This window comes from Actinoplanes sp. NPDC019969, from assembly GCF_055562375.1.
This window is the reverse complement of record NZ_JBVHFK010000012.1, coordinates 118,455-141,300: the sequence shown is the minus strand read 5'-3', so window position 1 is coordinate 141,300 and position 22,846 is coordinate 118,455. Positions and strand designations below refer to the sequence as shown.

19 protein-coding genes are annotated in these 22,846 nt (G+C 72.0%); 7 read left to right on the top strand and 12 right to left on the bottom strand.

Going from position 1 to position 22,846, the window contains the following annotated elements:
• Positions 1 to 80: 80 nt before the first annotated feature.
• From ACZ3II_RS31900 to ACZ3II_RS31880, 5 genes are all read right to left on the bottom strand, one after another.
• Complete coding sequence (locus ACZ3II_RS31900) at positions 81 to 677, bottom strand: GTP-binding protein (RefSeq protein WP_465522250.1); 597 nt, start codon at positions 675 to 677, stop codon at positions 81 to 83.
• A complete protein-coding gene (locus tag ACZ3II_RS31895; RefSeq protein ID WP_465522248.1) occupies positions 661 to 999 on the bottom strand; it encodes a DUF742 domain-containing protein in 339 nt (112 codons plus the stop codon). Before ACZ3II_RS31895 ends, ACZ3II_RS31900 begins: the two co-directional genes overlap by 17 nt.
• Positions 996 to 1,421: a roadblock/LC7 domain-containing protein gene (locus ACZ3II_RS31890; protein WP_465522246.1), complete on the bottom strand. Its 426-nt coding sequence runs from the start codon at positions 1,419 to 1,421 to the stop codon at positions 996 to 998. The genes ACZ3II_RS31895 and ACZ3II_RS31890 overlap by 4 nt, the downstream gene beginning before the upstream one ends.
• Positions 1,418 to 3,733 (bottom strand): sensor histidine kinase, encoded by a 2,316-nt coding sequence (locus ACZ3II_RS31885; RefSeq protein ID WP_465522244.1) that lies wholly within the window; start codon positions 3,731 to 3,733, stop codon positions 1,418 to 1,420. The genes ACZ3II_RS31890 and ACZ3II_RS31885 overlap by 4 nt, the downstream gene beginning before the upstream one ends.
• Before the next feature lie 151 nt (positions 3,734 to 3,884).
• Positions 3,885 to 4,325 (bottom strand): MarR family winged helix-turn-helix transcriptional regulator, encoded by a 441-nt coding sequence (locus ACZ3II_RS31880; RefSeq protein ID WP_465522242.1) that lies wholly within the window; start codon positions 4,323 to 4,325, stop codon positions 3,885 to 3,887.
• A gap of 63 nt (positions 4,326 to 4,388) precedes the next feature.
• Here ACZ3II_RS31880 and ACZ3II_RS31875 point away from each other — a divergent pair, with 63 nt between their 5' ends.
• The 3 genes from ACZ3II_RS31875 to ACZ3II_RS31865 all read left to right on the top strand — a co-directional run bounded on the left by ACZ3II_RS31875 (position 4,389) and on the right by ACZ3II_RS31865 (position 7,547).
• Positions 4,389 to 4,781, top strand: a complete 393-nt coding sequence (locus ACZ3II_RS31875) for a PPOX class F420-dependent oxidoreductase (protein ID WP_465522240.1) — start codon at positions 4,389 to 4,391, stop codon at positions 4,779 to 4,781.
• Positions 4,782 to 4,887: 106 nt separating this feature from the next.
• The gene (locus tag ACZ3II_RS31870; protein ID WP_465522238.1) at positions 4,888 to 6,288 is read left to right on the top strand and encodes a M28 family peptidase; all 1,401 of its coding nucleotides are present in this window, start codon (positions 4,888 to 4,890) and stop codon (positions 6,286 to 6,288) included.
• A gap of 59 nt (positions 6,289 to 6,347) precedes the next feature.
• Positions 6,348 to 7,547 carry a hypothetical protein gene (locus tag ACZ3II_RS31865; RefSeq protein ID WP_465522237.1) on the top strand — a complete coding sequence of 400 codons (1,200 nt, stop codon included), beginning with the start codon at positions 6,348 to 6,350 and terminating at the stop codon, positions 7,545 to 7,547.
• Positions 7,548 to 7,687: 140 nt separating this feature from the next.
• Here ACZ3II_RS31865 and ACZ3II_RS31860 read toward each other — a convergent pair whose 3' ends face one another.
• The 6 genes from ACZ3II_RS31860 to ACZ3II_RS31835 all read right to left on the bottom strand — a co-directional run bounded on the left by ACZ3II_RS31860 (position 7,688) and on the right by ACZ3II_RS31835 (position 13,805).
• Positions 7,688 to 8,197, bottom strand: a complete 510-nt coding sequence (locus tag ACZ3II_RS31860; RefSeq protein ID WP_465522236.1) for a GNAT family N-acetyltransferase — start codon at positions 8,195 to 8,197, stop codon at positions 7,688 to 7,690.
• A 121-nt stretch (positions 8,198 to 8,318) separates the two neighbouring features.
• A complete protein-coding gene (locus tag ACZ3II_RS31855; RefSeq protein ID WP_465522235.1) occupies positions 8,319 to 8,681 on the bottom strand; it encodes a hypothetical protein in 363 nt (120 codons plus the stop codon).
• Between the two features lie 46 nt (positions 8,682 to 8,727).
• On the bottom strand, positions 8,728 to 10,827 hold the full coding sequence (locus tag ACZ3II_RS31850) for a galactose oxidase-like domain-containing protein (protein ID WP_465522233.1): 2,100 nt from the start codon (positions 10,825 to 10,827) through the stop codon (positions 8,728 to 8,730).
• A 167-nt stretch (positions 10,828 to 10,994) separates the two neighbouring features.
• Complete coding sequence (locus ACZ3II_RS31845) at positions 10,995 to 11,678, bottom strand: response regulator (protein WP_465522231.1); 684 nt, start codon at positions 11,676 to 11,678, stop codon at positions 10,995 to 10,997.
• Positions 11,675 to 12,868: a sensor histidine kinase gene (locus tag ACZ3II_RS31840; protein WP_465522229.1), complete on the bottom strand. Its 1,194-nt coding sequence runs from the start codon at positions 12,866 to 12,868 to the stop codon at positions 11,675 to 11,677. Before ACZ3II_RS31840 ends, ACZ3II_RS31845 begins: the two co-directional genes overlap by 4 nt.
• Positions 12,869 to 12,896: 28 nt before the next feature.
• Positions 12,897 to 13,805: an ArsR/SmtB family transcription factor gene (locus ACZ3II_RS31835; RefSeq protein ID WP_465522227.1), complete on the bottom strand. Its 909-nt coding sequence runs from the start codon at positions 13,803 to 13,805 to the stop codon at positions 12,897 to 12,899.
• Positions 13,806 to 14,297: 492 nt separating this feature from the next.
• On the opposite strand from ACZ3II_RS31835, the gene ACZ3II_RS31830 reads away from it, so the two are divergent.
• Entirely contained in the window at positions 14,298 to 17,366 is a 3,069-nt protein-coding gene (locus ACZ3II_RS31830; RefSeq protein ID WP_465522225.1) for an AfsR/SARP family transcriptional regulator, read from the top strand.
• A gap of 63 nt (positions 17,367 to 17,429) precedes the next feature.
• Here the strand turns inward: ACZ3II_RS31830 and ACZ3II_RS31825 are convergent, their stop codons facing one another.
• Complete coding sequence (locus tag ACZ3II_RS31825; protein WP_465522223.1) at positions 17,430 to 17,597, bottom strand: hypothetical protein; 168 nt, start codon at positions 17,595 to 17,597, stop codon at positions 17,430 to 17,432.
• A gap of 223 nt (positions 17,598 to 17,820) precedes the next feature.
• On the opposite strand from ACZ3II_RS31825, the gene ACZ3II_RS31820 reads away from it, so the two are divergent.
• From ACZ3II_RS31820 to ACZ3II_RS31810, 3 genes are all read left to right on the top strand, one after another.
• A complete protein-coding gene (locus tag ACZ3II_RS31820; protein WP_465522221.1) occupies positions 17,821 to 18,183 on the top strand; it encodes a hydroxyisourate hydrolase in 363 nt (120 codons plus the stop codon).
• A gap of 32 nt (positions 18,184 to 18,215) precedes the next feature.
• Positions 18,216 to 19,910, top strand: a complete 1,695-nt coding sequence (locus ACZ3II_RS31815) for a 2-isopropylmalate synthase (RefSeq protein WP_465522219.1) — start codon at positions 18,216 to 18,218, stop codon at positions 19,908 to 19,910.
• Between the two features lie 126 nt (positions 19,911 to 20,036).
• Positions 20,037 to 22,808, top strand: coding sequence for a helix-turn-helix transcriptional regulator (locus ACZ3II_RS31810; RefSeq protein WP_465522217.1), 2,772 nt, complete (start codon positions 20,037 to 20,039; stop codon positions 22,806 to 22,808).
• Positions 22,809 to 22,846: the final 38 nt, after the last annotated feature.

Below are 22,846 nucleotides of genomic sequence, written 5' to 3'. Positions count from 1 at the left end.
TGGTTGCGGCCGAGTTCGCGAGCCGTCGTTCAGGCGGGTTCTGGGGTGCGGGTTGGCGGGCTGGGCGACGGCTGGGGTTTTCAGGACAGGCCGAGTTGGCGGTCGAGGCGGCGGGCCAGGACCCGTTCCGTCAGGGCGACCAGCACCGACTTGACGGAGTCGCGGCAGCGGGCGTCGCACTCCAGCATCGGCATGCCGTCCGGGACGCCGAGCGCGTCCCGGACCTCGGGCAGCTCGAACCGGCGGGCCCCGTCGAAGGCGTTCACCCCGATGATGAACGGGATGTCGTGCTCCTCGAAGTAGTCGATCGCCGGGAAGCAGTCCTCGATCCGGCGGGTGTCGACCAGCACGATCGCGCCGAGCGCCCCGTTCACCAGGTCGTCCCAGAGGAACGCGAACCGGTCCTGCCCGGGCGTGCCGAACAGGTACAGCAGCAGCGTCTCGTCCAGGGTGATCCGGCCGAAGTCCAGCGCCACCGTCGTGGTGGTCTTGCCGGCGACCGCTGACGTGTCGTCCACCCCGATCGACCGTTCGGTCAGTTCGGCCTCGGTGACCAGCGGCTCGATCTCCGAGATGGCGCCGACGAAGGTGGTCTTGCCGACCCCGAAGCCGCCGCTGACGACGATTTTGACGGCGACCGGCGACGGCGCCGCCACCGTGCTAGAGCGCCCGAACACGATCCCGGATCCTTTCGATCAAGCTGGTGGTCAGTTCGCCGGGTGCGTCGCCGGCGCGCAGGAACCCCTGGGTGACCAGGTCCGCGACGATCACCCGGACCACGCCGAGCGGCGCCCGCAGGACGGCGGCCAGATCGGCGACGGACATCGGCCGCTGGCACAGTTCGACGATGCGCCGGGACTCGAAACGCAGGGGTGCGGACAGGGCGGCGGGTACGGCGGACAACTGCGTCTCGATCCGGAGCCCGTCGTGCAGTGGCGTGGTCCGCCCGCCGGTCAGCATGAACGGCCGGACCACCGGATCCTCCCCTGAATCGCTCATCGGGGGAGGTGCTGGCGTGATTCGGCGATCAGGGCCGGGGTGAGCAGGTCGCCGAAGCGTTCGGCGAGCAGCGAGATCTCGTAGCCGACCAGGCCGAGGTCGCTGTCGCCGGCGGCGACCACGCCCAGGCAGCTGCCGCCCGGGATCACCGAGATCACCAGGAACCCCCGGTGCATCTCGATCATGATCAGTTTCAGTCCGGCGAAGTCGTAGCGGCGGGACGCGCTGCGGGCCAGGCTCGCCATGCTGGAGACGATCGCGCCCAGCTGGTCCGCCTCCGCACGGGCCAGGCCGTCGGACGCGGCGATCAGCAGGCCGTCGGAGGAGACGGCCACGGCGTCCCGTACCCCGTCGGTCTGATGGACGAAGTTGCCCAGCAGCCAGTTGAACTGATGGCGGTCGGCAGGGGCCTCGACGCTCACAGGGTCTCCTCACTCATCGCGTGCCGGTCACGGGCGGCGCCACGCTGGATGCCGTCGCGCAGGGCGGTCAGCCGGGTGCGGACCGCGTCGGGGGAACCGGCGACCGGCGCCGACGGTTCGGGCCGCGTCGGCGGCGTGGGCTCGGGCCGGGCCGCCCGTTGCGCCCGCGGGACGCGTTTCCGCAGCCCGTTGACGGTGTGCCCGCCGTCGGCCGGCCCGGCCCGGCTCGCCGGCTCGGTCCAGGTGGCCTGGCTCTCGGCGAAGCGCTGTCCGAGTGTGGTCTCCGGGCCGGACGAGGGCCGGCGCTGGGCGGGCACGGCCGGGCGCTGTTCCTCCAGGACCACGTAGTCGACCTCCACCGCCAGCGGGCCGCTCCCCTCCGGCGGTTTGAGGGAGGGCAACTCGACGGAGGCGGTGGGCGGGACGGCGGCGGGCGGGGCGTCGATCGCCTGGTTCTCACCGAGCAGCGCCGGTGGCAGGGTGACCCGCGCGGTCACCCCGGTCACCGCGGACCGGGCCAGGTGCACCTCGAGGCCCATCTCGGCGGCGAGCCGGCCGACCACGTAGTGCCCGAGGAACCGGGCCGGCGCCGTGATGAAGTCGCCCTCGCCCCGCAGCCGCCGGTTGGCCCCTTCCAGTTCCTCCTCGCTCATCCCGACGCCCTGGTCGCAGACGGCGATCAGGTAGCCCTCGTCGACCGCCCGCCCGTGGATCTCCACGTCCAGGTCCGGCGGGGAGAAGGCGAGACCGTTCTCGATCAGCTCGGCGAGCATGTGGGCGAGGCCGCTGACGATCGCTCCGGAGACCAGCGCCTCGTCGAGGCGGCGCAGGGACACCCGCCGGTACTCCTCGACCTCACTGACCGCGGCCCGGATCACGTCGGTGAGCGGCAGCGGCCGGGACCACTGCCGGGGGCTGGCCGCGCCGACGAGCACCAGCAGGCTCTCCGCGTTGCGCCGCATCCGGGTGGCCAGGTGGTCGAGTTCGAACAGATTGGCCAGCCCGGCGGGGCTGGACTCCTCCTGTTCCAGGCGGGTGATGAAGCCGAGCTGGCGGCGCAGCAGGTTCTGGTTGCGGCGGCCCAGGTTGGCCAGTGACTCGGCGCTGGCCCGGCGCAGGGCGGCCTGTTCGGTGGCCAGCTCGTACGCGGTCTCCTGCACCCGTTCGAAGGCGTCCGCCACCAGCCGTACCTCGGCGCTGGCGTGCTCGGCGACCGGAACCGGCCCCGGCGGCCCGGTCGCGTCCCCGTCCACCGCGTGGCGCACCGCCTCCGGCAGCCGGACCGCGGCGAGCCGGTGCGCCTCGGCGGCCAGCGCGGCCAGCGGGCCGGCCACCGAGCGTGCGGCGACCGTACCCAGATAGATCGCGATGCCGACGCATGCCAGGACCACCGCGCCGAGGCCGGCCAGCCGCAGGTTGGCCTGGGTGAGCAGCTCCTCGGCGCGGTCCCGCAGCGACGCGCCGATCTCGCCGGCCAGCCGCGCCATGTCGTCGAGCACGACGTTCGCCGACGCCCACCACAGTTGCGGGTCGGCGCGGAGCGGCTGCCCGTCGCCGGAGCGCAGCGCCCGGTCCAGCAGTTGCTCGGCCCGTTTCGCGGCGGCGGTGGTGTAGAGCCGGTCCTTGGTGGCGAGCGCCTGCGGGGTGGCGTACTCCTCGAACTCGGCGAGGGCCGCGTCGAGTTCGGCTCCCAGCTGCACGAACCGCAGGAACTCGCCCTCGGCGAAGCCTCCGGAGGAGAGCACCGCGTTGAGGAACGCGGTCTGCCGGGCAGTGGCCTCCTTGGCCAGGTTGAGCATGGCGAGAGACTCGGAGCCGAGCCGCATGGCCGCGTCGGCCGCGTTGTCCAGCGCGAAGTACACCTCGCCGAGTTCCTCGACGATCTCGTTGTAGTCCTCGAAGACGTCGGTCCGGTCGGCGCCGCCACGGTCCACCTGGGCGCGGATCTCGGTCAGCGCGCCGGCCTGCTCGAGCGCCTCGGTGACCTGGCCGTCCAGGTCGCCGCGTTCGGCGATCAGCTGCTCGGCGGCGGCGCGCCGGGCGTCGACCCGCTGCCGGGCGGGCGGGATCCGGTCGCGGAAGGCGGCGTTGCCGGCCAGCATGCCGAGGGTGACGCCGCGCTCGCTCTGGACCTCCTGGGCGATCGCCTGCACGGCCAGGTCGAGGGCGATCGCCTGGTCGGTCCGGGAGGCCAGCCGGTAGGTGCCGAACTCCTCGGCCACCACGACCGCCAGCAGCAGCATCATGGCCGCGACAGGAAGCGCGAGCATGCGGACGATGCGCCCCCGGATCGAGCGTGCGCTCCGGGTCATCGGCTCTCCTCCGCGCGGCGTTGGATCGTTTTCACAACGCGGCACAGAATTGACGTACGCCTACATGGGGTCAACACCCCGAACGAGCGACAGGGCCGGTCGCACCCCCTCCGGCCTGCGTGTTCGCGAGGGACCGGAACCGGGCGCGGTCCTACGAACGGGTGGTCGAGAGCACGGTGACGGCGCGTTCCAGGAGTGCGGTGAAGGCGGCCAGCTCGGGGCCGGTGAAGGCGGCGGCGAGTTGCCGTTCGACATCGAGCGCGGCGGCGTCGGCGCCGGCCAGCAGGGTGGCCCCGGCGGTGGTCAGCCGGTTCACGACGACCTTCTGGTGCAGCGGGGACGGGCCGCGGCCGATCAGCGCCTTGGCCTCCAGGTTGGTCAGCACGGTGGCCATCGTCTGCGGGGTGACCAGGGACTCGCGGGCGAGCTGGGCGGCGGACATCCCGGTGTCGCCGGCCTCGGCGAGCAGCAGCAGGGCCGCGTACTGCGGGACGGTCAGGCCGAACTCGCGCAGCGCGGCGGTTTTGCGGGCGATCAGCGCCTGCTCGGCCCGTTTGATCACGAAGCCCAGCCGGCCGTCCGTCGCGCTCATGTCCGCATTCTGCCATGGGGCCGGGTTGAATTCGTACCCTGTTGTATGACAGGGTTCTGTCACATGAGCATCATCCCGGACAGTTACACCGATCTGCTGGAACGGCCGCTCTTCGGTCACCTGGGCACCGTGCGTGCCGACGGCGAGCCGCAGGTGAACCCGATGTGGTTCAGCTACGACGGCGAGTTCCTGCGGTTCACCAACACGACCACCCGCCGCAAGTACCGCAACGTGACCGGCGAGCCGCGGATCAGCCTGTCGATCAACGATCCCGAGCGGCCCTACCGCTACCTGGAGGTGCGCGGCCTGGTGGAGCGGATCGAGCCGGACACCGAGGGCGTGTTCTTCGCGTCGCTGGCCGACCGGTACGGCCTGCGCATGGACGGCCCGCCCGGCGACGTGGCGCACCGGGTCGTCTACGTCGTCCGGCCCACCGGCGTCAGCTACCAGGGATAGCCGTCGATCTCAACCATTGCCCGGCACCTATATGGACCATAGTCTCTCTCGCACGTGGGTCGTCATCCTCACCGGGATCGGCGATCTTCCTCAGCGAGGGGGAATCTTGGAAACACCTGCCGAGAAGTCTTCACTGTCCCGCCGCCGGATGCTCACGATCGCGCTCGGCGGCGCGGCGACAGTCGCCTTGCCCGCGCCCGCCTGGGCGGCCGGCGACCAGCGGCCGGGAGCGGTCCGCCCACCGACCCTGACCAAGAACGACCTGCTGGTCGTCAACCGGGTCTCGGCCGAGCGCGCCCTGCAGCACCTGCGGGTGCTGTCCGAGGGCATCGGCCCGCGCATCGGCGGCACCCGCTCCGAGCACAAGGCCGCCGGTTACATCTCCGGCGTGCTCGACAAGCTGGGCTACGACGTGACGCTGCAGCCGTTCCCGGTCGCCGACAAGTTCCTGGCCCAGCTCGACGCGCCGCGCGGACTGCCGCGTGACCTCAACTGGCAGGCCGGGGCGTCGCCGCACGCCGCCCTGGACGTCAAGGTGCGCGGCGACGTGCTGGACGCCGGCTCCGGCGCCGACGACGCCTACCCGGCCGACGTCAAGGGCAAGATCCTGCTGATCGACTACGTGGCCGCCACCCGGGAGGCCCTGGTCGCGACCGCCGTGGCCCGTGGCGCCGCCGCCGTGATCTTCCTGCCCGCCGACCTGGTCGAGCCGCGCCGGGCCTCGGCGTTCAGCCCGACCCTGCCGGCCTCCGCGGAGAACCCGGTGGCGATCCCGGTCGTCGGCGTCGCCCAGGCGCAGAAGCACCGGCTGCGTGCCCTGCTGGCGAAGGGCCGGCTCAAGCTCACCGTGTCGACGGTCGCGCACCGCGGCCTGACCTCGCACAACGTGATCGCCGAGCGCCGCCGTCGCGGCCCGGCGACCGGACCGCTGGTGGCGGTGAGCGCCCACTACGACACCGTGATCGGCGCGCCCGGCGCCAACGACGACGGCTCCGGCACCGTGCTCACCCTGGAACTGGCCCGGGTGCTGCGGCACCTGCCGACGACGGCGACGCTGCGGTTCTCGCTGTGGGGCTCCGAGGAGGGCGGCCTGATCGGCTCCCGCTACCACGTGGCCCAGCTGTCGCAGGCCGAGCGGGACCGGCACGTCGCGGTCTTCCAGAACGACATGGTGGCGACCAGCTGGGACCCGGCGACGCGGTACTGGCTGCTGTCGTTCACCGGGCAGCCGAACCGGGCGACCGACGAGGTGACGGCGGCGGCGAACCGGCTCGGGTACGCCCCGCGGATCTCCCCGGTCACCCTGCGCGGCTCCAGCGACCACCAGTCGTTCCAGGAGGTCGGGATCGCGTCGGCGAACTTCTCCTGGCGTGGTGAGGAGTCGCCGGCGCTGCTGGAGCCGCCGTACCACAGCCCGGAGGACACCATCGCCAAGAACATCAGCCTGGAGCGGCTGCAGGTTTCGCTCGAATTGATCGGATCCGCGGCGTACGCGACCGCACGCTGACACATCACCCGGGCGGTCCGGGGCCCCGCGGGGTCCCGGACCGCGCTTAATATCGGCCGGTGCGGATTCGACGGATCGCCCTGACCCTGCTGCTCGCCGGCGCCCTGGCCGCCTGCCGGTCCGCCCCGCCCAGCACGCCGGTCGCGGCGCCGTCACCCGCCACGCCAGTGACGTCGTCCGCCACGCCGCCGTTACCGTCGGCTGCGCCCGCCAAGCCGGTCGCGCCGGCGAAGCCGTCCGTCTCGGCCACTCCGAAGAAGCCGCCTGCCGTCAAGACTCTGCCGAAACCCGGCAACTCCTCGGGCAAGGCGGTCGTCCCGGCGGCGGCGCGGGCGGTGGACAGCAGCAGACCCGACCGTACGATCGGCAACGGCACCCCCGCGAGCTGCACCTCCGCCGCCGTCGTGAAGGCCGTCGCCGCCGGCGGCGTGATCACCTTCGACTGCGGCCCGTCGCCCGTCACGATCACCATGACCGCCACCGCGAAGGTGCGCAACAACGTGGCGAAGGTGGTCCTGGACGGCGGCGGCCGGGTCACCCTCAGCGGCGCCGGCAGCCGCCGCATCCTCTACATGAACGTCTGCGACACCGCGCAGGGCACGAGTACGGCGAGCGGGCACTGCCACGACAAGGTGACGCCCCGGCTGACCGTGCAGAACCTGGCGTTCACCCGCGGCAACGCCACCGGGGGCGGCGACGGGACCGGCGGCGGGGGCGCGATCTTCGTGATCGGTGGCGGCCTCAAGGTGATCAACTCCCGGTTCACCGGCAACCGGTGCGAGCGGACCGGCCCGGACGTCGGTGGCGGTGCGATCCGGGTGCGGTTGCAGGGCGGAAACCAGCCGGTGTACGTGGTGGGCAGCACCTTCACCGGCGGGGAGTGCTCCAACGGCGGCGCGCTCAGCGGCCTGCACGTCTCCTGGACCGTCCTGAACAGCGTGTTCTCCGGGAACGCGGCGATCGGCAAGGGCGCGAATCCGGCCCGGGACGGCACGCCCGGCGGTGGGAGCGGCGGCGCGATCTACACCGACGGCGACGACTACGACCTGAAGCTCGACGGCACGCTGATCGAGAAGAACCGGGCCGTGGAGGGCGGCGGGGCGGTGTTCTACGTCAGCAACGACCGCACCGGCACCCTGGCGATCCGCAACTCGACGCTGCGCCGCAACGTGAGCGCGACGTTCGAGACGACAGGGCTGCCCGGCATCTTCTACCTGGGTCAGGGCGACCCGGCCCTGAGCGGTGCCAAGCTGAGCTGAGCGTGTCGAGTTCGGCCGTCCCACGCGCCCGAAATCCACACGCTCTTGGTTGTGTTGAGTTCGGCCGTCCTACGCGCCCGAAAACCACACGCTCTCGGGTGTGTTGAGTTCGGCCGTCCTACGCGCCCGAAATCCACACGCTAGAAGAGGCGGCGCATCCGCAGGCTGCGGATGTGGTCGTCGACGCGGGACAGGGCGGCGCGGACCGTGTCGACCGGCTCGAAGCCGCGCGCCCGGTAGAACCCGATGCCGCGCTGGTCGCCGAGGAACACCGACACCCACATCTCGGTGCCGCCGGCCGCCCGGATCTGCGCGGTCACCCGGTCCAGCAGCCGGGTGCCGAGACCGCGGCCCCGCTCGGCGGACGCCAGGTAGATCAGCGACAGCTCGCCGGTGCGCAGGCCGGTCATCCCACCACCGGCGGCGCCGAGCACCCTGCCGTCCTCCTCGACGACCTGGTAGCCGAACCACTCCGGCGGCGCGGCCGCCAGGTCCCGGGCGACGCGCGCCTCGTCGTAGAAGGCGACGACACTGCGCTCGATGTAACCGGGCGGGAGGAGATCCCGGTAGGCGTCGCGGTAGGACGTGGAACAGATCTCGGCGATGCTGCTCACGTCGGCCACGACGGCCTGGCGGACAACGGCGGTCAACGATGATCCTGGCACGCGGGCAAGACTAACCGCTGCTCCCGGCGCTGCCGCCAGATCATCGGGACGGCCATCGCCGGGAACATCAGGACGTGACCGGCGGTCATCAGCACGTCACCGGAGATCACGCCCAGCCGGTCATCGCGCCGCACCTCTCGGCGATCCGCTCGTCGAGTTCCATGCCGGCGTGGAGCAACGGCAGCGGCAGGACCACGCAGGCGACGGCGCGCAACGGCAGCAGCAGGGTGGCGCCGACCGACGCGGCGGAGAACGCGAACGACCCCAGACCCAGCAGGAACAGGGCCAGGACGTACGCGTACCGCGGCCACCGCTGCGGGCGGGCGGCGACGGTCGCGTACCCGCGGGTGGCCAGCAGCGCGAACGCCGCCCCGCAGACCACCGCCCAGCGGGAGTGGCCGTCGGAGAACACGTCGATGGCGAGCGTGGCGAACGCCGCGACGGTCAGCGCGGCCATGGCCCTCTTCACCCGGCCACTGTCCGTCAGGACGGCGCCCGCCGTCGGCCCCGTCCGGTCACAGCGTCCACTTCTGCAGGTAGCTGCCGTTGCAGGTGTAGACGAGGACCTGGGCGCTGTTCGCCGATCCGATGGCGCTCAGGCACAACGCGGTGTTGCGGGCCGGCCGGATCGTGCCGTCGGCGAAGCCCCGCCATTGCTGCGCGGGCCCGTTGTTGCACGTCCAGGCCCAGATCCGCTGGCCGGTCACGAAGTTCTGGTTGGGTACGTCGAGGCAGTTGCCGACGCTCCGGAGCGACAGCCCGACCCGGCTCCACGCCTGCGCCTTGGTGCCGTTGCAGTCGTAGCTCTGCAGCCAGGTGCCGGCGGCGAGGGCGGATCCGGGCACGTCGAGGCAGCGGCCGCCGCCGTTCTTGACCGGGCTCATCAGCGGTTTCGGCCCGGGGCCGACCTGCACCATCTTCGCGACCGACGGCACGCCGGCCTCGTCGACGATGAACAGCATGTAGTAGCCGGGCGGCGCCGCGCCGCCGGACGGCGGCCCGGTGACGGTGAGCGTGGTGCCGGAGGCGGTGAAGTTCAGCGGCACGTACCGCTGGCCCTGGTCGACGCCGTGCGTGACATCGGCGAGCCCGACCAGCGCGACCTTGCGGACGGCGCCCGCGTGCGGGCTGGTCACGGTGAAACTGGCGCTGACGGTGGCCGGCGCGCTGGAGATGACCGGCCGGTCGGCGAGCTGGCCGCTGCCGTCCTTCTTGTACAGGTACGGCGGGCTGAAGTATTCGACGTTCTTCTCCAGGTAGCCGATGCCCAGGCAGCGCGCGCAGATCCCGCCGCCGCCGGTGATGACCCGCCCGTCCGGCAGCAGCGCGGCCGTCGAGTGGTACTGCCGGATCCGTGCGGCGGCGGCCAGGACCGTCCACTGCCCGGTCGCCGGGTCCCAGCGTTCGGCCTCGGTGACGGCGTGCTGGAGGTCGACCAGGCCGTCGGTGGCGGTGCTGGTCATGCCGCCGGTGGCGAGCACCGAGCCGTCGGCGAGGACGGTGGCGTTGAGCTGGCGGCGCCCGGTGTTCAGCGAGCCGGTCGCGCTCACCACCGGGTTGATGGTGTTGTTGGCGTCCAGCAGGACGGCGGTCCGGGTGGGCACGCGCGCCACGCCACCCTCGGTGACGTCGCCGCCGCCGACCACGATGGTCTTTCCGACGTCGTACGGGGAGAAGCTCCCGTAGATCCGCGCCACCGAATCGCGTACCGATGTCCCGGTGATGATCCCGTCGCCGGAAGTGGTGATCGTGAAACCGGTCAGCCAGGGACCGAAGAAGCCCAGTTGGGTATCCGGCCGGGAGCCCATGAACGGATACATCCGCTGGTTGTATCTGGTGAAATTGGTCAGTTTCCGAATGGCGCCGTTGGTCTGGTAGACCTCGGCCAGCGACGGCCCGCCGCCGATGATCACTTCTTCGCCGTTCGCCGTCTCGGCCACCGACGGGTACCACCGGGCGGCCGCCATGTTCGCGCCCCGGGTCCACGTCTCGGTCTGCCAGTTGAAGACGTGGGTCTGCACGGTCCCGGCCATCTGCGGGTTGGCGTTGCCGCCGGCGACCAGGATGTTGCCGTTGGCCAGATGCGCGAACCCGGCGCAGAAGATGTTGGTGCCCTGCAGGTCCACGCGCTTGGACGTGTTGTTGGCCGGGTTGAAGACCATGGCCCGGGTGAAGTTGTGGGTGGGGTACGTCTCGACCGGGTTGTCGCCGACGGAGTCCCAGATCAGCAGCTTGCCGTTGGGCAGCATCGCGGTGAAGACCGGCACCACCGGCGTGTTCACCACCGGGCTCCACGCCCCGCCGGCGCCGGGATCGACGGCGGCCGCGCGGCGGGGCGACACGCCGGGACGCAGGCCGGTGGCGCGCTGGATCCGGTCGGCGTTGGCGGTGGTCTGCTCCTCGATCACCCGCATCGGGGTGCCGACGAGGTCCTGGGCCCGGTGGTCCGCGTCGTCCTCGGCGTGCTCGTGCTGGTGGGCCGCCACCGCGGTGTGCCGGTGACCGGAATGGTCAGCGTGTTCGTGCGCGGCCGCCGCGCCAGCGCCCGGGACGCTGACCGACAAAGCCGATGCCAGAAAAAATAGGAAAGCGACGACACTGCGGCGTAGGCGCATGGTGGTTCCCCCGTGATCAGTTATTCACGCACCGCCCGTTTCCGGTTCACGATTCGGCCACCATAACGCTCACTAAGGTACTCATCAATATTGTCAACGCTTGATATAGGGCGGTTCCGGATAGCCGATCATCGCGCTGCCATCGGACGAACGGCGGAACGCGTTGATCAGCGGGCGTTCGGGCGCACCAGACCCGACTCGTACGCCGTGATCACCAGTTGCGCGCGGTCCCGGGCGCCGAGCTTGCTCAGCAGCCGGGTGATGTGCGTCTTCACCGTGCCGACGCCGAGGTGCAGGTGCTCGGCGATCTCGGTGTTCGACAGGCCGCGGGCGATCAGGCCGAGCACCTCCCGCTCGCGCTCGGTGATCGCCTCCAGTCCGCGCGGCACGCCATCCGGCCCGCCGTCCCGGCCGGTGAAGGTGGCGATCAGCCGCCGGGTCACCCGCGGAGCCAGCAGCGCCTCGCCGGCCGCGACCAGCCGGATCCCGCTTAGCAGCTCGGCCGCCGTGGCGTCCTTGACCAGGAAGCCGCTGGCCCCGGCCTGGAGCGCGGCATACACGTACTCGTCGAGGTCGAAGGTGGTCAGGATGAGCACCTTCACGTCGGCGGTCTCCGGGGCCGAGCAGATCCGCCGGGTCGCCTCGATGCCGTCCATCTCCGGCATCCGGACGTCCATCAGCACCACGTCCGGCCGCAGGTCCCGGGCCATCCGTACCGCCTCGGCGCCGTTGCCCGCCTCGCCCACCGGGGCGTAACCGGGGGAGACCTCCAGCAGCGCCCGGAAGCTCTCCCGCATCAGCGCGTGGTCGTCGGCGAGGAGCACGGCGATGTCCGGCGCGGCCTCGGTCATGCGGTCTCCTCGGTGGTGTACGGGATGTCGGCGGTCACGCGGAAGCCGCCCTCGGGACGGTTCTCGGTGGACAGCGTGCCGCCGTACATGCTCACACGTTCGCGCATGCCGATGAGTCCCTGCCCGGCGCGGCGCCGGTCCCGCGCCCTGCGGCCCCGGCCGTCGTCGGTGACCTCGATGCGCACCACGCCGTCCGCGGCCCGCACGGTCACCGCGCACCGGCGGGCCTCCGCGTGTTTCAGCACGTTGGTCAGCGACTCCTGGACGATCCGGTAGACGGTCAGCCCGACCGCCGCCGGCAGCTCCTCCGCGCCGGTCACGGTCAGGTCGGCCCGGAACGCCGGTGACCGCAGCCGCTCCACCAGATCGGCCAGATCGGCGGGGCCGGGGGAGGGCGCCAGCTCGGCCGCCGGGTCGTCGTCGGCGCGCAGCACGTCGAGCAGCCGCCGGATCTCGGTGAGCGCCGACCGGCTGGTCCGCTCGATGGTCCGCAGGGCGGCCCGGCTCTCGGCCGGCCGCTCCTCGGCGATGTGGTTGGCGACCGTCGCCTTGACCGCGATCAGGCTCAGGCTGTGGCCCACGATGTCGTGCAGCTCCCGCGCGATCCGCAGCCGCTCGCCGGCGACCGCGTCCCGGGCGGCCCGGCTCGCGTACTCGGCGCGGATCGCGCGCCGCCACCGGATCAGCCGGCCGGCGGCCCAGGCCGCGGCCAGGCCGACCACGATCACGCCCAGCTCGACCTGCCACCACAGTGGCGCCTCGCTGTCCGGGGCGTCGCCGGGGGTGGTGCCGCTGCGCAGGTAGAGCCACGGGACGGTGACGGCCGCGGCGGCCAGGGCCCCGGCCAGCGCGGCCACCGACGTCACCCGGCGGCTCGCGGCGGCCGCCGAGTACAGCAGCGGCGCGACCGGCGCCCAGGTCGTGAACAGGACGCCGATCCCGGCCACGCCGGCCGCGGTGGCGACCGCGGCGGCGGTGACCGCGACGGCCAGCGCCGGCAGCGGCCACCGGCGGCGCGCCACCATCGGCAGGGACACCGCGGCGGCGGCCGCCCAGGCGAGCCACGCCGGGCCGGTGGACTCCGGGCCGGGCGGGTCGAGGGTGGCGGTGGCGGCGAGGTACGTCAGCAGGACGGCGGCAGCGGCGTCGATTCCGGTGCCGCGTACCTCGAATCCATGGAGCCGGCTCACGCGGCCACGCTATCCCGGGCCGGCCCGGTCAGGACGCCCGCAGCAGGGCGGGCCCGGCGACGGCGGCGGGGCCGCGGGCCACCGCGCGGTCGACCAGAGCCGCGCCGAGCGGGGTCAGGCTGTGGTGCACGGTGTTCTGCCGGCGCTGCGTGGTGATCAGTCCCGCTTCCCGCAGCACGCCGGTGTGCTGGCTGATCGACGCCGCGGAGACGCCGAGCCGCCGGCCGAGCTCGGTGGTGGAGGATCCGCCGCCCAGCGCCGCCAGCAGCCGGCTGCGGGTCCGCCCGACCAGGGCGCCCAGCGCGCGCTGGGTGTGCACCTCGGCGTCCCACAGCCGGGCCGCCGTCTCGCTGCTCACCGGCGGGGTGTAGACCAGCACCGGCGGGCCGGCGTCCGGGCCGGCGTTGGCGCCGAACACCTCGGGCCGGTCGAAGTGGAACAGCGACGAGGTGACCTGCAGGCCGCGTTCGTCGATCCGGACGACCCGGTCCGAGCCGTTCGGGATCTCCAGCACCGGGAACTGCCACGTGGTGAGGGGGTGCAGGCTGCACAGGAAGCCGTCCACCCCGGCGGTGAGGATGACGTCCCCGCGGGTGGTCCGGTCCCCCTCCAGGAAGGCCCACATCGCCTGCCGGTACGGGGCCACCGCCGTGTCGTGGAAGTGCCGCAGCAGCGTGTTCCCCGGTGTGCCGGCCGTGCCGTCGCCGAACGGGGTCCGGAACAGCTCGGCCGCCGGGCGCAGCTGCTGTGCCATCGGCCCGATCTGTTGCGCGGGATGACCCATCCGGATCCGTACCGAACGCCGCCACCGGTCGAAGAGGGCGGCGCCGGTGCTGCGGCTGAACAGGCGCGCGGCGAGCACGGTCTCCGAGACGGGGTCGCGTGTGCTGAGCAGCCGGATGCGTGCCAGTCCCTCGGCCGAGAAGACGATCCTCATTGGGTCCACCCCCGTCGATGCCCTGATGTCTGCCGACGGACGTTACCGAGGCCCGCTGCGGGTTCGTACCCCACTCGCGCCGGCCCCGACCCCTCACCCGGTCCCGGGGTACCCCACCCGGTGGCATTTCTCGCAACGGCGTACATCGATGCGCGGATTGCGGATGTGATATCAATTCCGGGTCGGCAGGGTGTGCCCGTGCCCGCTACGAAGATCACCGAGTTCGATGCATGCGCCCTGTCGTGGGGGCAATCGGCGGTTCGTCCAGTCTTCAGTAGACAGTTGAGCCCGAGTGTGCGCAAAGCGGTAGCCACCCCCTCGGTGACTTCGTACCCTCGGTTCGACACATGGGGGACAGACGTTTGTGGAGACGAACTCACCGGGGTGCTGTCATCGGCCCGGCGAATGCGCCACTACTCGACAACGGCTGTGGGATGCGCCGGGCTAGGACAGGCCGCGTCCCACACGCCTCGGGATAGGGCGGTGGTGCCTATGGACTTCCGTGTTCTCGGGCCGTTGGAAATGCTCGTCGACGGCCAGCGGATCGACCTCGGCGGCAACCGCCAGCAGATCGTCCTGGCCAGCCTCGTCCTCGAGGCCGGCTCGGTGATCTCGATCGATCGCCTGATGAAGGCGGTCTACGGGGAGAATCTCCCGTCCAGTGCCAGGGTGCAGGTCCAGATCTGCGTGTCCGCCCTGCGCCGCCTGTTCGGGCAGCACGGCCATCCCAAGCTGATCGCCACCCGTAACCAGGGGTACGTTCTCGTGCCCGCCGGCGCCACCATCGACCTGAAGCGGTACGAGAGCCTGATCCTCGAGGCCCGCGCGGCCGGCGCCGTCGGCCGCAAGGAGGAGGCGACCGCCCGGTATCGCGAGGCGCTGAACCTGTGGCGGGGCCCGGCCCTGGAAGGCCTCGACAGCGAGCCGCTGCGGATGGTCGCCGACCGGCTGACCGAACGCCGGCTCACCGTCAACGAGGACTGCATCGAGTTCGAGCTGGAACTCGGCCGGCACCGTGAGGTGATCGCCGAACTGGGCGGCCTGGTGGCCGGCCACCCGCTGCGCGAACGCCTTCGGGGCCAGCTGATGCTGGCGCTGTACCGCTCCGGGCGGCAGGCCGAGGCGCTGGACGCCTATCGCGCGGCCCGCTCCGCGCTGATCGACGAGCTGGGCCTGGAACCCAGCGAGTGGCTGCAGCGGCTGGAACGCTCGATCCTCACCTCCGACTCCGCGCTGAGCGCGCCGGAGGCGGTGGTCGTCGCGATTCCGCCGGTGGCGATACCGGAGGAGATCCTGCCGCCGCTGGGCATCGAGACGCCGGCGGCCGTGACGGCGGAAGCGGAACCGGACCCGGAGCCGGCCGCCGCGCCGGCGCCGCGCAACGATCCGCAGGTCCCGAGCATGCTGCCCACCGACATCGCCGACTTCACCGGGCGCAGCAAGCAGATCGACGCGATCCAGGTGCAGCTCGCGATGGCCGCGGACGATCCGGGGCAGCTGGCCGTGCCGATCATCGTGGTGGCGGGCAAGCCGGGTATCGGCAAGACCGCGCTCGGCGTGCACGTCTCGCACCGGCTGGCGCCGCGTTATCCCGACGGCCAGCTCTTCGCCGACCTGCACGGCCGGGCCTCCAGCCGGGTCAGCCCGATGCAGATCCTGGAACGGTTCCTGCGCACCCTCGGGATCCCCGGCACGTCGATCCCGGACGGCCTGGAGGAACGCGCGGAGATGTACCGCGGCCTGCTGTCGAACCGCCGGATGCTGGTGGTGCTCGACAACGTCGGCTCGGAGTCCCAGGTGCTGCCGCTGCTGCCGGGCAACCCGGCGACAGCGGTCCTGGTCACCACCCGCAGCCGGCTCGGGGCGCTGCCCGGCGCCGTGCACGTCGACATCGACGTGCTCGACCCGCGGCAGTGCGTCGAGCTGCTGTCCCGGATCGCCGGGCCGGACCGGTTCCGGGCCGAGCCGGAGGCGACCGCGACGCTGATCGAGCTGTGCGGCCGGCTGCCGCTGGCGCTGCGGATCGCCGGGGCCCGGCTGTCGGCGCGCCCGCACTGGACCGTCGACCAGCTGGTCGAACGCCTGGAGAACGAGTCGCGCCGGCTCGACGAGCTGAACCACGGCGCGATGGGCATCCGGGTCAGCATCTCGATCACCTACGACAACATCAGCGACCCGGCCCGCCGGTTGTTCCGGCTCCTCGCCGTCCTGGACTGCACCGCCTTCTCGGTCTGGGTCTGCGCGGCGCTGCTCGACCAGCCGCTGCCGGACGCCCACGACCTGCTGGACGAACTGGTGGAGGCGCAACTGGTGGAGCCGGCCGGCACCGAGCACGGCCCGCACCGGCAATACCGTTTCCACGACCTGATCCGGGTCTTCGCCCGGGAACGGCTGGCCGCGGAGGAGCCGCTGGGCGAACGCAACGCGGCCCTGCACCGCGTCTTCGGCGGGCTCCTCTTCCTCGCCGAAGAGGGGAAGCGCAGGCTGTACGGCCAGGGCAACGGACATCTGCACGGCCCGGCCACCCGCTGGGAGTTCCCCGCCCGGGCCACCGACCGGATGCTGCTGGAGCCGCTCGCCTGGTTCGAACGGGAACGTCAGCTGATCAGCGCGGCGGTGCGCCAGGCCGCCACGGTCGGCGCGGTCGAGTTCTGCTGGGACCTGGCGGTCACCGCGGTCGCGCTGTTCGAATCGCGGGCCTATCTCAACGACTGGCGGGAGACGCACGAGGTGGCGCTCGGCGCGGTCCGGCAGTCCGGCGACCGGCTCGGCCAGGCCGTGGTCCTGTACTCGCTCGGTTCGCTGCACATCGTGGAGAAACGGTTCTCCGACGCGCGCCAGCGCCTGGAGGAGGCCACCGAGCTGTTCCACGTCGCCGGTGAGGACTACGGCGAGGCCCTGGCCAGCCGCAACATCGCCTACCTGGATCGGATGGGTGGCGACCTGGCCGAGGCCGCCCGGCGGTACGAGCAGATCCTCCCGGTGCTGCGCCGGGTCGGTGACCTGTCCACGTCGGCGTACGTGCTGCACAGCATGGCGCAGGTCGAACTGGAGCGGGAGAACGCCGAGGGCGCCAAGGTGATGCTCGTCGAGGCCCTGGAACTCAGCCGCCGGGTGGGCAGCCGGCGGATCGAGGCCCAGGCGCTGCACCGTCTCGGCGACGCGCACCTGCAGGCAGGCGAGGCGGACCGGGCGGTGGACGTCTTCGACGAGGCGTTGTCGGTGGTCCGCGACCTGGGCGATCCGATCGGCGAGGCGTACGCCCGTCTGGGGCTGGGCATGGCGTACACCCGTGGCGGCGACTGGGACAAGGCCGACGAGGCGCTGTCCAGCGCGCAGCGGATCGCCACCGACAACGGCGAGTTGCTCGTCGACGCGCGTGCCGAGTTCAGCAAGGGCGAGCTGGCCCTGGTCGGCGGCGAACCGCGCACGGCGGTTGCTCACCTACAGCGGGCACTCGACAAGTTCCGCGGAATCAACGCCCCGGTGCTGGAGGAACGGGTGCTGGCGATGCTCAGCGGGGCATACGGCGCGATGTCGCGGAGTGTCAGCCGTTCATAATCGAGAGGGCCGCCGCACTGCATTCTTGAAATCGGTGCGGCCGCCTTTTCGTTCGTTCACGGATCAGCCCCACGGGTTGTGCTCCATCGGGGCGGGGTTGGCGACCACGGGAATGTTCTTGGTGGCGCCACCCTCATCGGCGTTCGCCGCGACCGAGCCGGCGGCGGTGATGCTGAGAGCGGTCACGGCGGCGAGGACGAAACGAGCGGTCCAGCGGGCGAAGATACGCATGAGGATGACTGCCTCTCGGTTTGTTTTCGCTTGAAGCGGTGCTTTCCGCTTCGACACCGATGACGTTATGGACGTCGCCTATCGCACTGTTATCACCGCCCTTTGGTCGGACCGCCATCGGCGATATCACCAGGCGATAACGCCATGGAAGCCCCGTGATAACGCGCCGGTGGACCATTGCGCCAATGGAGTTCCGCACCAACCGGACAGCAAGGCCGACGCCATGAGAATCTCTGCACAGGCCGTCGACGTCGTCTACGGACGGCCGGCGGCAGGAGTACGTGTCCGCATCGATCGCAAGGTCACCGACGTCTGCGGGAAGGGCGACGAGTGGCTCACCGTCGCCCAGGCCGAGACGGACGCCGGCGGCGGCATCGATCTGCAGGACTGGACGGTGGACCGGCTCGGGCCGGGCCCGTACCGGCTCGTCTTCGACAGCGACACCTACTTCGCCACGCTCGGGCTGAGCGCCGCGTACAAGGAGGTCTCGGTCGAGGTCCGGCTGACCGGCGACTCCGGCGGTTGTCAGGTCGAGGTGCAGCTCGCGCCGTACTCCTACTCGATGTTCTTCGGTCTCCGGGGCTGATCGGCCCCGCACTCCACCACCAGGGGGAAGACATGTCGACACAGTTCCGCCAGGCGGTGGAGCGGTACCGTCGTCCGGCCGCGGAGGCGTTCCCGGACCGCTTGTGGCCGTCCCGGACCGTCACCACGGCGCCACGGTGGCTCTCCACCGACCTGCGCGACGGCAACCAGTCCCTGGTCGAGCCGATGGGCCCGGAACGCAAGCTGACCATGTTCCGGCTGCTGACCGGCATGGGCTACCGGGAGATCGAGGTCGGGTTCCCGGTCGCGAGCCAGGACGACCACGACTTCCTGCGGATGCTGATCGAGCAGGACCTGATCCCCGACGACGTCCGGATCTCGGTGCTGGTGCAGGCCCGCGACGAGCTGATCCGGCGGACCGTGGAGAGCCTGGCCGGCGCGCGGCAGGCGACCATCCACCTCTACAACGCCACGTCGCCGCTGTTCCGCCGGGTGGTCTTCGGCATGGACCGGGCCGAGTGCAAGGAACTGGCCGTCCAGGGGACCCGCCTGATGCTCAAGTACGCCGACCGTACCCTGGCCGGCTGCGACCTGGGCTTCCAGTACTCGCCGGAGCTGTTCAACGACACCGAGCTGGACTTCTCCCTGGAGGTCTGCGAGGCGGTGATGGACGTGTGGCAGCCGGAGGCCGGCCGCCCCATCACGCTGAACTTCCCGACCACGGTGGAGCGGACGACGCCGAACGTCTTCGCCGACCAGATCGAGTACATGGACCGGAGCCTGACCCGGCGGCGGCACGTCTGCCTGTCGGTGCATCCGCACAACGACCGGGGCACCGGGGTCGCCACCGCCGAGATGGCGCTGCTGGCCGGCGCCGAACGGATCGAGGGCTGCCTGCTCGGCAACGGCGAACGGGCCGGCAACGTCGACCTGGTCACCCTCGGGCTCAATCTCTTCAGCCAGGGGATCGACCCGGGCATCGACTTCTCCGACCTCAACGAGGTCCGCCGGGTGACCGAGCACTGCACCGGCATCCCCGTGCACCCCCGGCACCCGTACGCCGGCGACCTCGTCTACACCGCCTTCTCCGGCTCCCACCAGGACGCCATCAAGAAGGGCTTCGACGAGCGCAAGAGCACCGGCGACCCGCGCTGGGAGGTCCCCTATCTGCCGATCGACCCGCGGGACGTCGGCCGCACCTACGAGTCGGTCGTGCGGATCAACAGCCAGAGCGGCAAAGGCGGGGTGGCGTACGTGATCAGCTCCCGGCTCGGCCTGAACATGCCCCGTGACCTGCAGATCGAGTTCGCCGCGCTGGTGCAGGCCCGGGCCGACGCCGAGGGTGGACAGATCACCGGCGACCGGGTCGTCGAGCTTTTCGAGGCCGCGTACGCCACCCGGCCGCTGCTGCGGGTGCCGCTGCGGCTGCGGGCCGCCGTGCCGGTCGTCCTGCACATCGACGGCGCCGCCTTCGAGGTCGGCGCCGCCCGCACCGAGACCCTCGACCGGGTGCGGCAGAACCTGGCCGCCTGGCGGGTCGACCTGCGTGCCGTGCACCGCACCGGCACCGGGCTGGCCGGGCACAGCGGCACCGCCGTCTATGCCGAGATGCCGGCCGGTGACCGGACCGTGTGGGGTGTCGGCGTCGACGACGACCTCGAGACGGCGATCCTGTCGGCGGTCCGGGCGGCGGCGTACCGGATCGGCCGCACCGATGCCCGTACCCCCGGGAAAGCTCTTGCCCCGCACGCCGCCGACGCGGCATAAGCGCAGGTCAACGGCGATAAGCAGGGGATAAGGGTACGACAACGCGGACCCGTAGCTTCGAAAGTGACAGAACCCATCACGGGGTGCGCTCGCTGACAGGGCACCCGCGGGAAGGAGGGAAGAACCATGGCTCTGGTGGAACGAGACGACGCGATGGCGATGCTCGACGGCCTGCTGGCCGCCGCGGTGGCCGGGAAGGGCCGGGTCGCACTGGTGACCGGGTCGGTCGCCACCGGCAAGACCGAGCTGCTGAACGCGTTCGCCGAGCGGGTCGTCGACCTGAACGGCCTGGCCATCACCGCGGTCGGCGCCCGCGCCGAACAGGATCTGCCGCTCGGCGTGTTCGGCCAGCTGCTGATGGACGCGCCGCTGGTTCCCGAGGAGAGCCGGCGCGCCATGGACCTGCTGTCCGAGGGCGCGCAGAGCGTCCCGCCCGGCCCGGACGGCGCCGCCCGGATGGATCCGCAGATCGTCCACGGGCTGTGCACCATCCTGCTCGACCTGTCGCAGCGTTACCCGCTCGTCCTCGTCATCGACGACATCGACCAGGCCGACCCGGCCTCGATCCTGTGCCTGTCGCACCTGGCCCGCCGGGTCCGGTTCGCGCCGATGCTGGCGGTGTTCAGCCACTCCGCGCACGCCTGGCCGGACGAGGCGACGTACGAGCTGGAGAGCCTGAGCCGGGCGCCGCTCGGCGCGCACCTGACCATCGCCGCGCTGTCGCCGGACGGGGTGGCGGCGATGGCCGCCGGCACCCTGCCGGCCGCCGACGCGCAGCGCGTCGCGGTCCGCTGGCACGAGCTCAGCGGCGGAAACCCGCTGCTGGTGACCGGTCTTATCGACGATTATCGGCAGACCGTCGCCGAGGGTGGCACCCCGGACTCCGAGCCGGTCGTCGGTGGCCACTTCGTCCGGGCCGTGGTCTCCATCCTGCACCGGGCCGACCCCCGGCTGCGGCGGGTCGCCCGCGGGTCGGCGATCCTGCCCGGCCAGGCCTTCCTCGGCCGGCTGATCGGCGCCGACCCGGCACAGGTCAGCCAGGCGGTCCGGGCCCTCACCGCCGCCGGGATCCTGCGCAACGGCGAGTTCCGGCACACGGTGGCCCGCGAGGCGGTGCTGGCCGAGATCGCCGACACCGAGCGCCGTGACCTGCATGGCCGGGCGGCGGTGCTGGCCCACGACGGTGGGGCGTCCAGCCGGGTGGTCGGCGACCAGCTGCTCGGCGCGGGCCGGGCCGACGAGCCCTGGGCCGTCGCGGTGCTGGAGGACGCGGCCTGGCAGGCGCTGCGCGACGGGCGGGTCGACCCGGCGATGAACTACCTGCGGCTGGCCTGGCAGAACTGTGCCGACGAGCAGCGCCGCGCGAAGATCATGACGACCATGCTGCGGGCCTCGTGGCGGATCAACCCGGGCAGCTCCACCACCTACCTCTCCGAGCTGACCGCCGCCCTGCGGCGCGGGCATCTGCGCGGCGGCGACGCCCTGGCGCTGACCAAGGCGATGCTGTGGAACGGGCAGTTCACCGACGCGCGATACGTGTTCGAGCACCTCAACGGAGCGACCGGCGACCTCGACCAGGAGAGCCGCAGCGAACTGGCGATCGCCCGGCCGCTGCTGCGGGTCACGTACCCGCCGTTCTTCGATGTGCTGCGCCAGCCGCCCGCACACCTGCCGGCGGTGTCGACGGTCGCCTCCGGGCACCGGCTGGAGGCGGCGTCCGCGCTGGCCGCCGTCCTCACCCACGGCCCGTCCGAGAAGATCGCCACCGCGGTCGGCCGGATCCTGCACAACTCCCGGCTCGACGAGATGAGCCTGGACACCGTGGAGAGCGCGCTGCTGGCGCTCACCTACGGCGGCTGGTGCGACCAGGCGGCGTCCTGGTGTGCCCTGTTCGTCGAGGAGGCCGTCACCCGGCGCGCCCCGAGCCGGCTGGCCCGCCTGTCGGCGATCAGCGCGGAGATCGCGTTGCGGCTCGGGGACCTGCCGGGCGCCGTACGCCACGCGCAGCTCGCCCTGACCACCATGCCGGGGTCCAGCTGGGGTGTCGCGGTCGGCGCCGCCGTCGCGCCGATGATGATCGCGGCCACCGCGATGGGCCGCTACGACCTGGTCCGGGAGCAGCTGGACCAGCCGGTGCCGGAGGAGATGTTCCAGACCCGGTACGGCCTGCACTACCTGCAGGCCCGCGGCCGCTACAGCATGGCGATCGGGCAGTTGCCGCTGGCGCTGCGCGACTTCCAGCGCTGCGGGGAGCTGGCCGGCAGGTGGCAGCTGGACGTGCCCGGCCTGGTCCCGTGGCGGGTGGACGCCGCGGAGGCGCTGCTGCGGCTGGGCCGGGTCGACGAGGGCCACACGCTCGTCGCGGACCAGCTCGACCGGTGCGGCAAGAACAACCCCCGGGCCTGGGCGATGGCGATGCGGGTGTTCGCCGGGACCAGCCAGTTGCGGCACCGGCCGATGTTCCTGCGGCAGGCGGTGGATCTGCAGACCGGCGACGAGTACGAGCAGGCCCGTGCCCTGGTCGACCTGACCGAGGCGTACCAGGCGCTGGGCGAGCAGCGGCGGGCCGGGATGATCGGCCGCCGGGCCCGCGCCCTGGCCGAGAAGATCGAGGCCGGGCCGCTGCTGCAGGCGCTCAAGCCGGAAGCCGGCGACGACGCGGAGATGCCGGCGCAGTCGCTGAACCCGGCCCCGGGCACGGCGACCCTCAGCGAGGCCGAGCGGCGCGTCGCGGTCCTGGCCGCCGACGGGTACACCAACCGGGAGATCTCCAAGAAGCTGTTCATCACGATCAGCACCGTGGAGCAGCACCTGACCCGGATCTTCCGCAAGCTCAACGTGACCCGGCGCACCGACCTGCCGGCGCACTACCTGCTGGACCACTCGGTCAGCGCCTGAACCACGCGAGAACGCCCGGTCGACTCGACCGGGCGTTC

Bases quoted from the DNA above. Each gene is read 5' to 3' on its own strand.
- ACZ3II_RS31895 (WP_465522248.1), bottom strand. From the start codon at position 999: ATGAGCGATTCAGGGGAGGATCCGGTGGTCCGGCCGTTCATGCTGACC.
- ACZ3II_RS31885 (WP_465522244.1), bottom strand. From the start codon at position 3,733: ATGACCCGGAGCGCACGCTCGATCCGGGGGCGCATCGTCCGCATGCTC.
- ACZ3II_RS31880 (WP_465522242.1), bottom strand. From the start codon at position 4,325: ATGAGCGCGACGGACGGCCGGCTGGGCTTCGTGATCAAACGGGCCGAG.
- ACZ3II_RS31875 (WP_465522240.1), top strand. From the start codon at position 4,389: ATGAGCATCATCCCGGACAGTTACACCGATCTGCTGGAACGGCCGCTC.
- ACZ3II_RS31850 (WP_465522233.1), bottom strand. From the start codon at position 10,827: ATGCGCCTACGCCGCAGTGTCGTCGCTTTCCTATTTTTTCTGGCATCG.
- ACZ3II_RS31845 (WP_465522231.1), bottom strand. From the start codon at position 11,678: ATGACCGAGGCCGCGCCGGACATCGCCGTGCTCCTCGCCGACGACCAC.
- ACZ3II_RS31835 (WP_465522227.1), bottom strand. From the start codon at position 13,805: ATGAGGATCGTCTTCTCGGCCGAGGGACTGGCACGCATCCGGCTGCTC.
- ACZ3II_RS31830 (WP_465522225.1), top strand. From the start codon at position 14,298: ATGGACTTCCGTGTTCTCGGGCCGTTGGAAATGCTCGTCGACGGCCAG.
- ACZ3II_RS31825 (WP_465522223.1), bottom strand. From the start codon at position 17,597: ATGCGTATCTTCGCCCGCTGGACCGCTCGTTTCGTCCTCGCCGCCGTG.
- ACZ3II_RS31820 (WP_465522221.1), top strand. From the start codon at position 17,821: ATGAGAATCTCTGCACAGGCCGTCGACGTCGTCTACGGACGGCCGGCG.
- ACZ3II_RS31815 (WP_465522219.1), top strand. From the start codon at position 18,216: ATGTCGACACAGTTCCGCCAGGCGGTGGAGCGGTACCGTCGTCCGGCC.
- ACZ3II_RS31810 (WP_465522217.1), top strand. From the start codon at position 20,037: ATGGCTCTGGTGGAACGAGACGACGCGATGGCGATGCTCGACGGCCTG.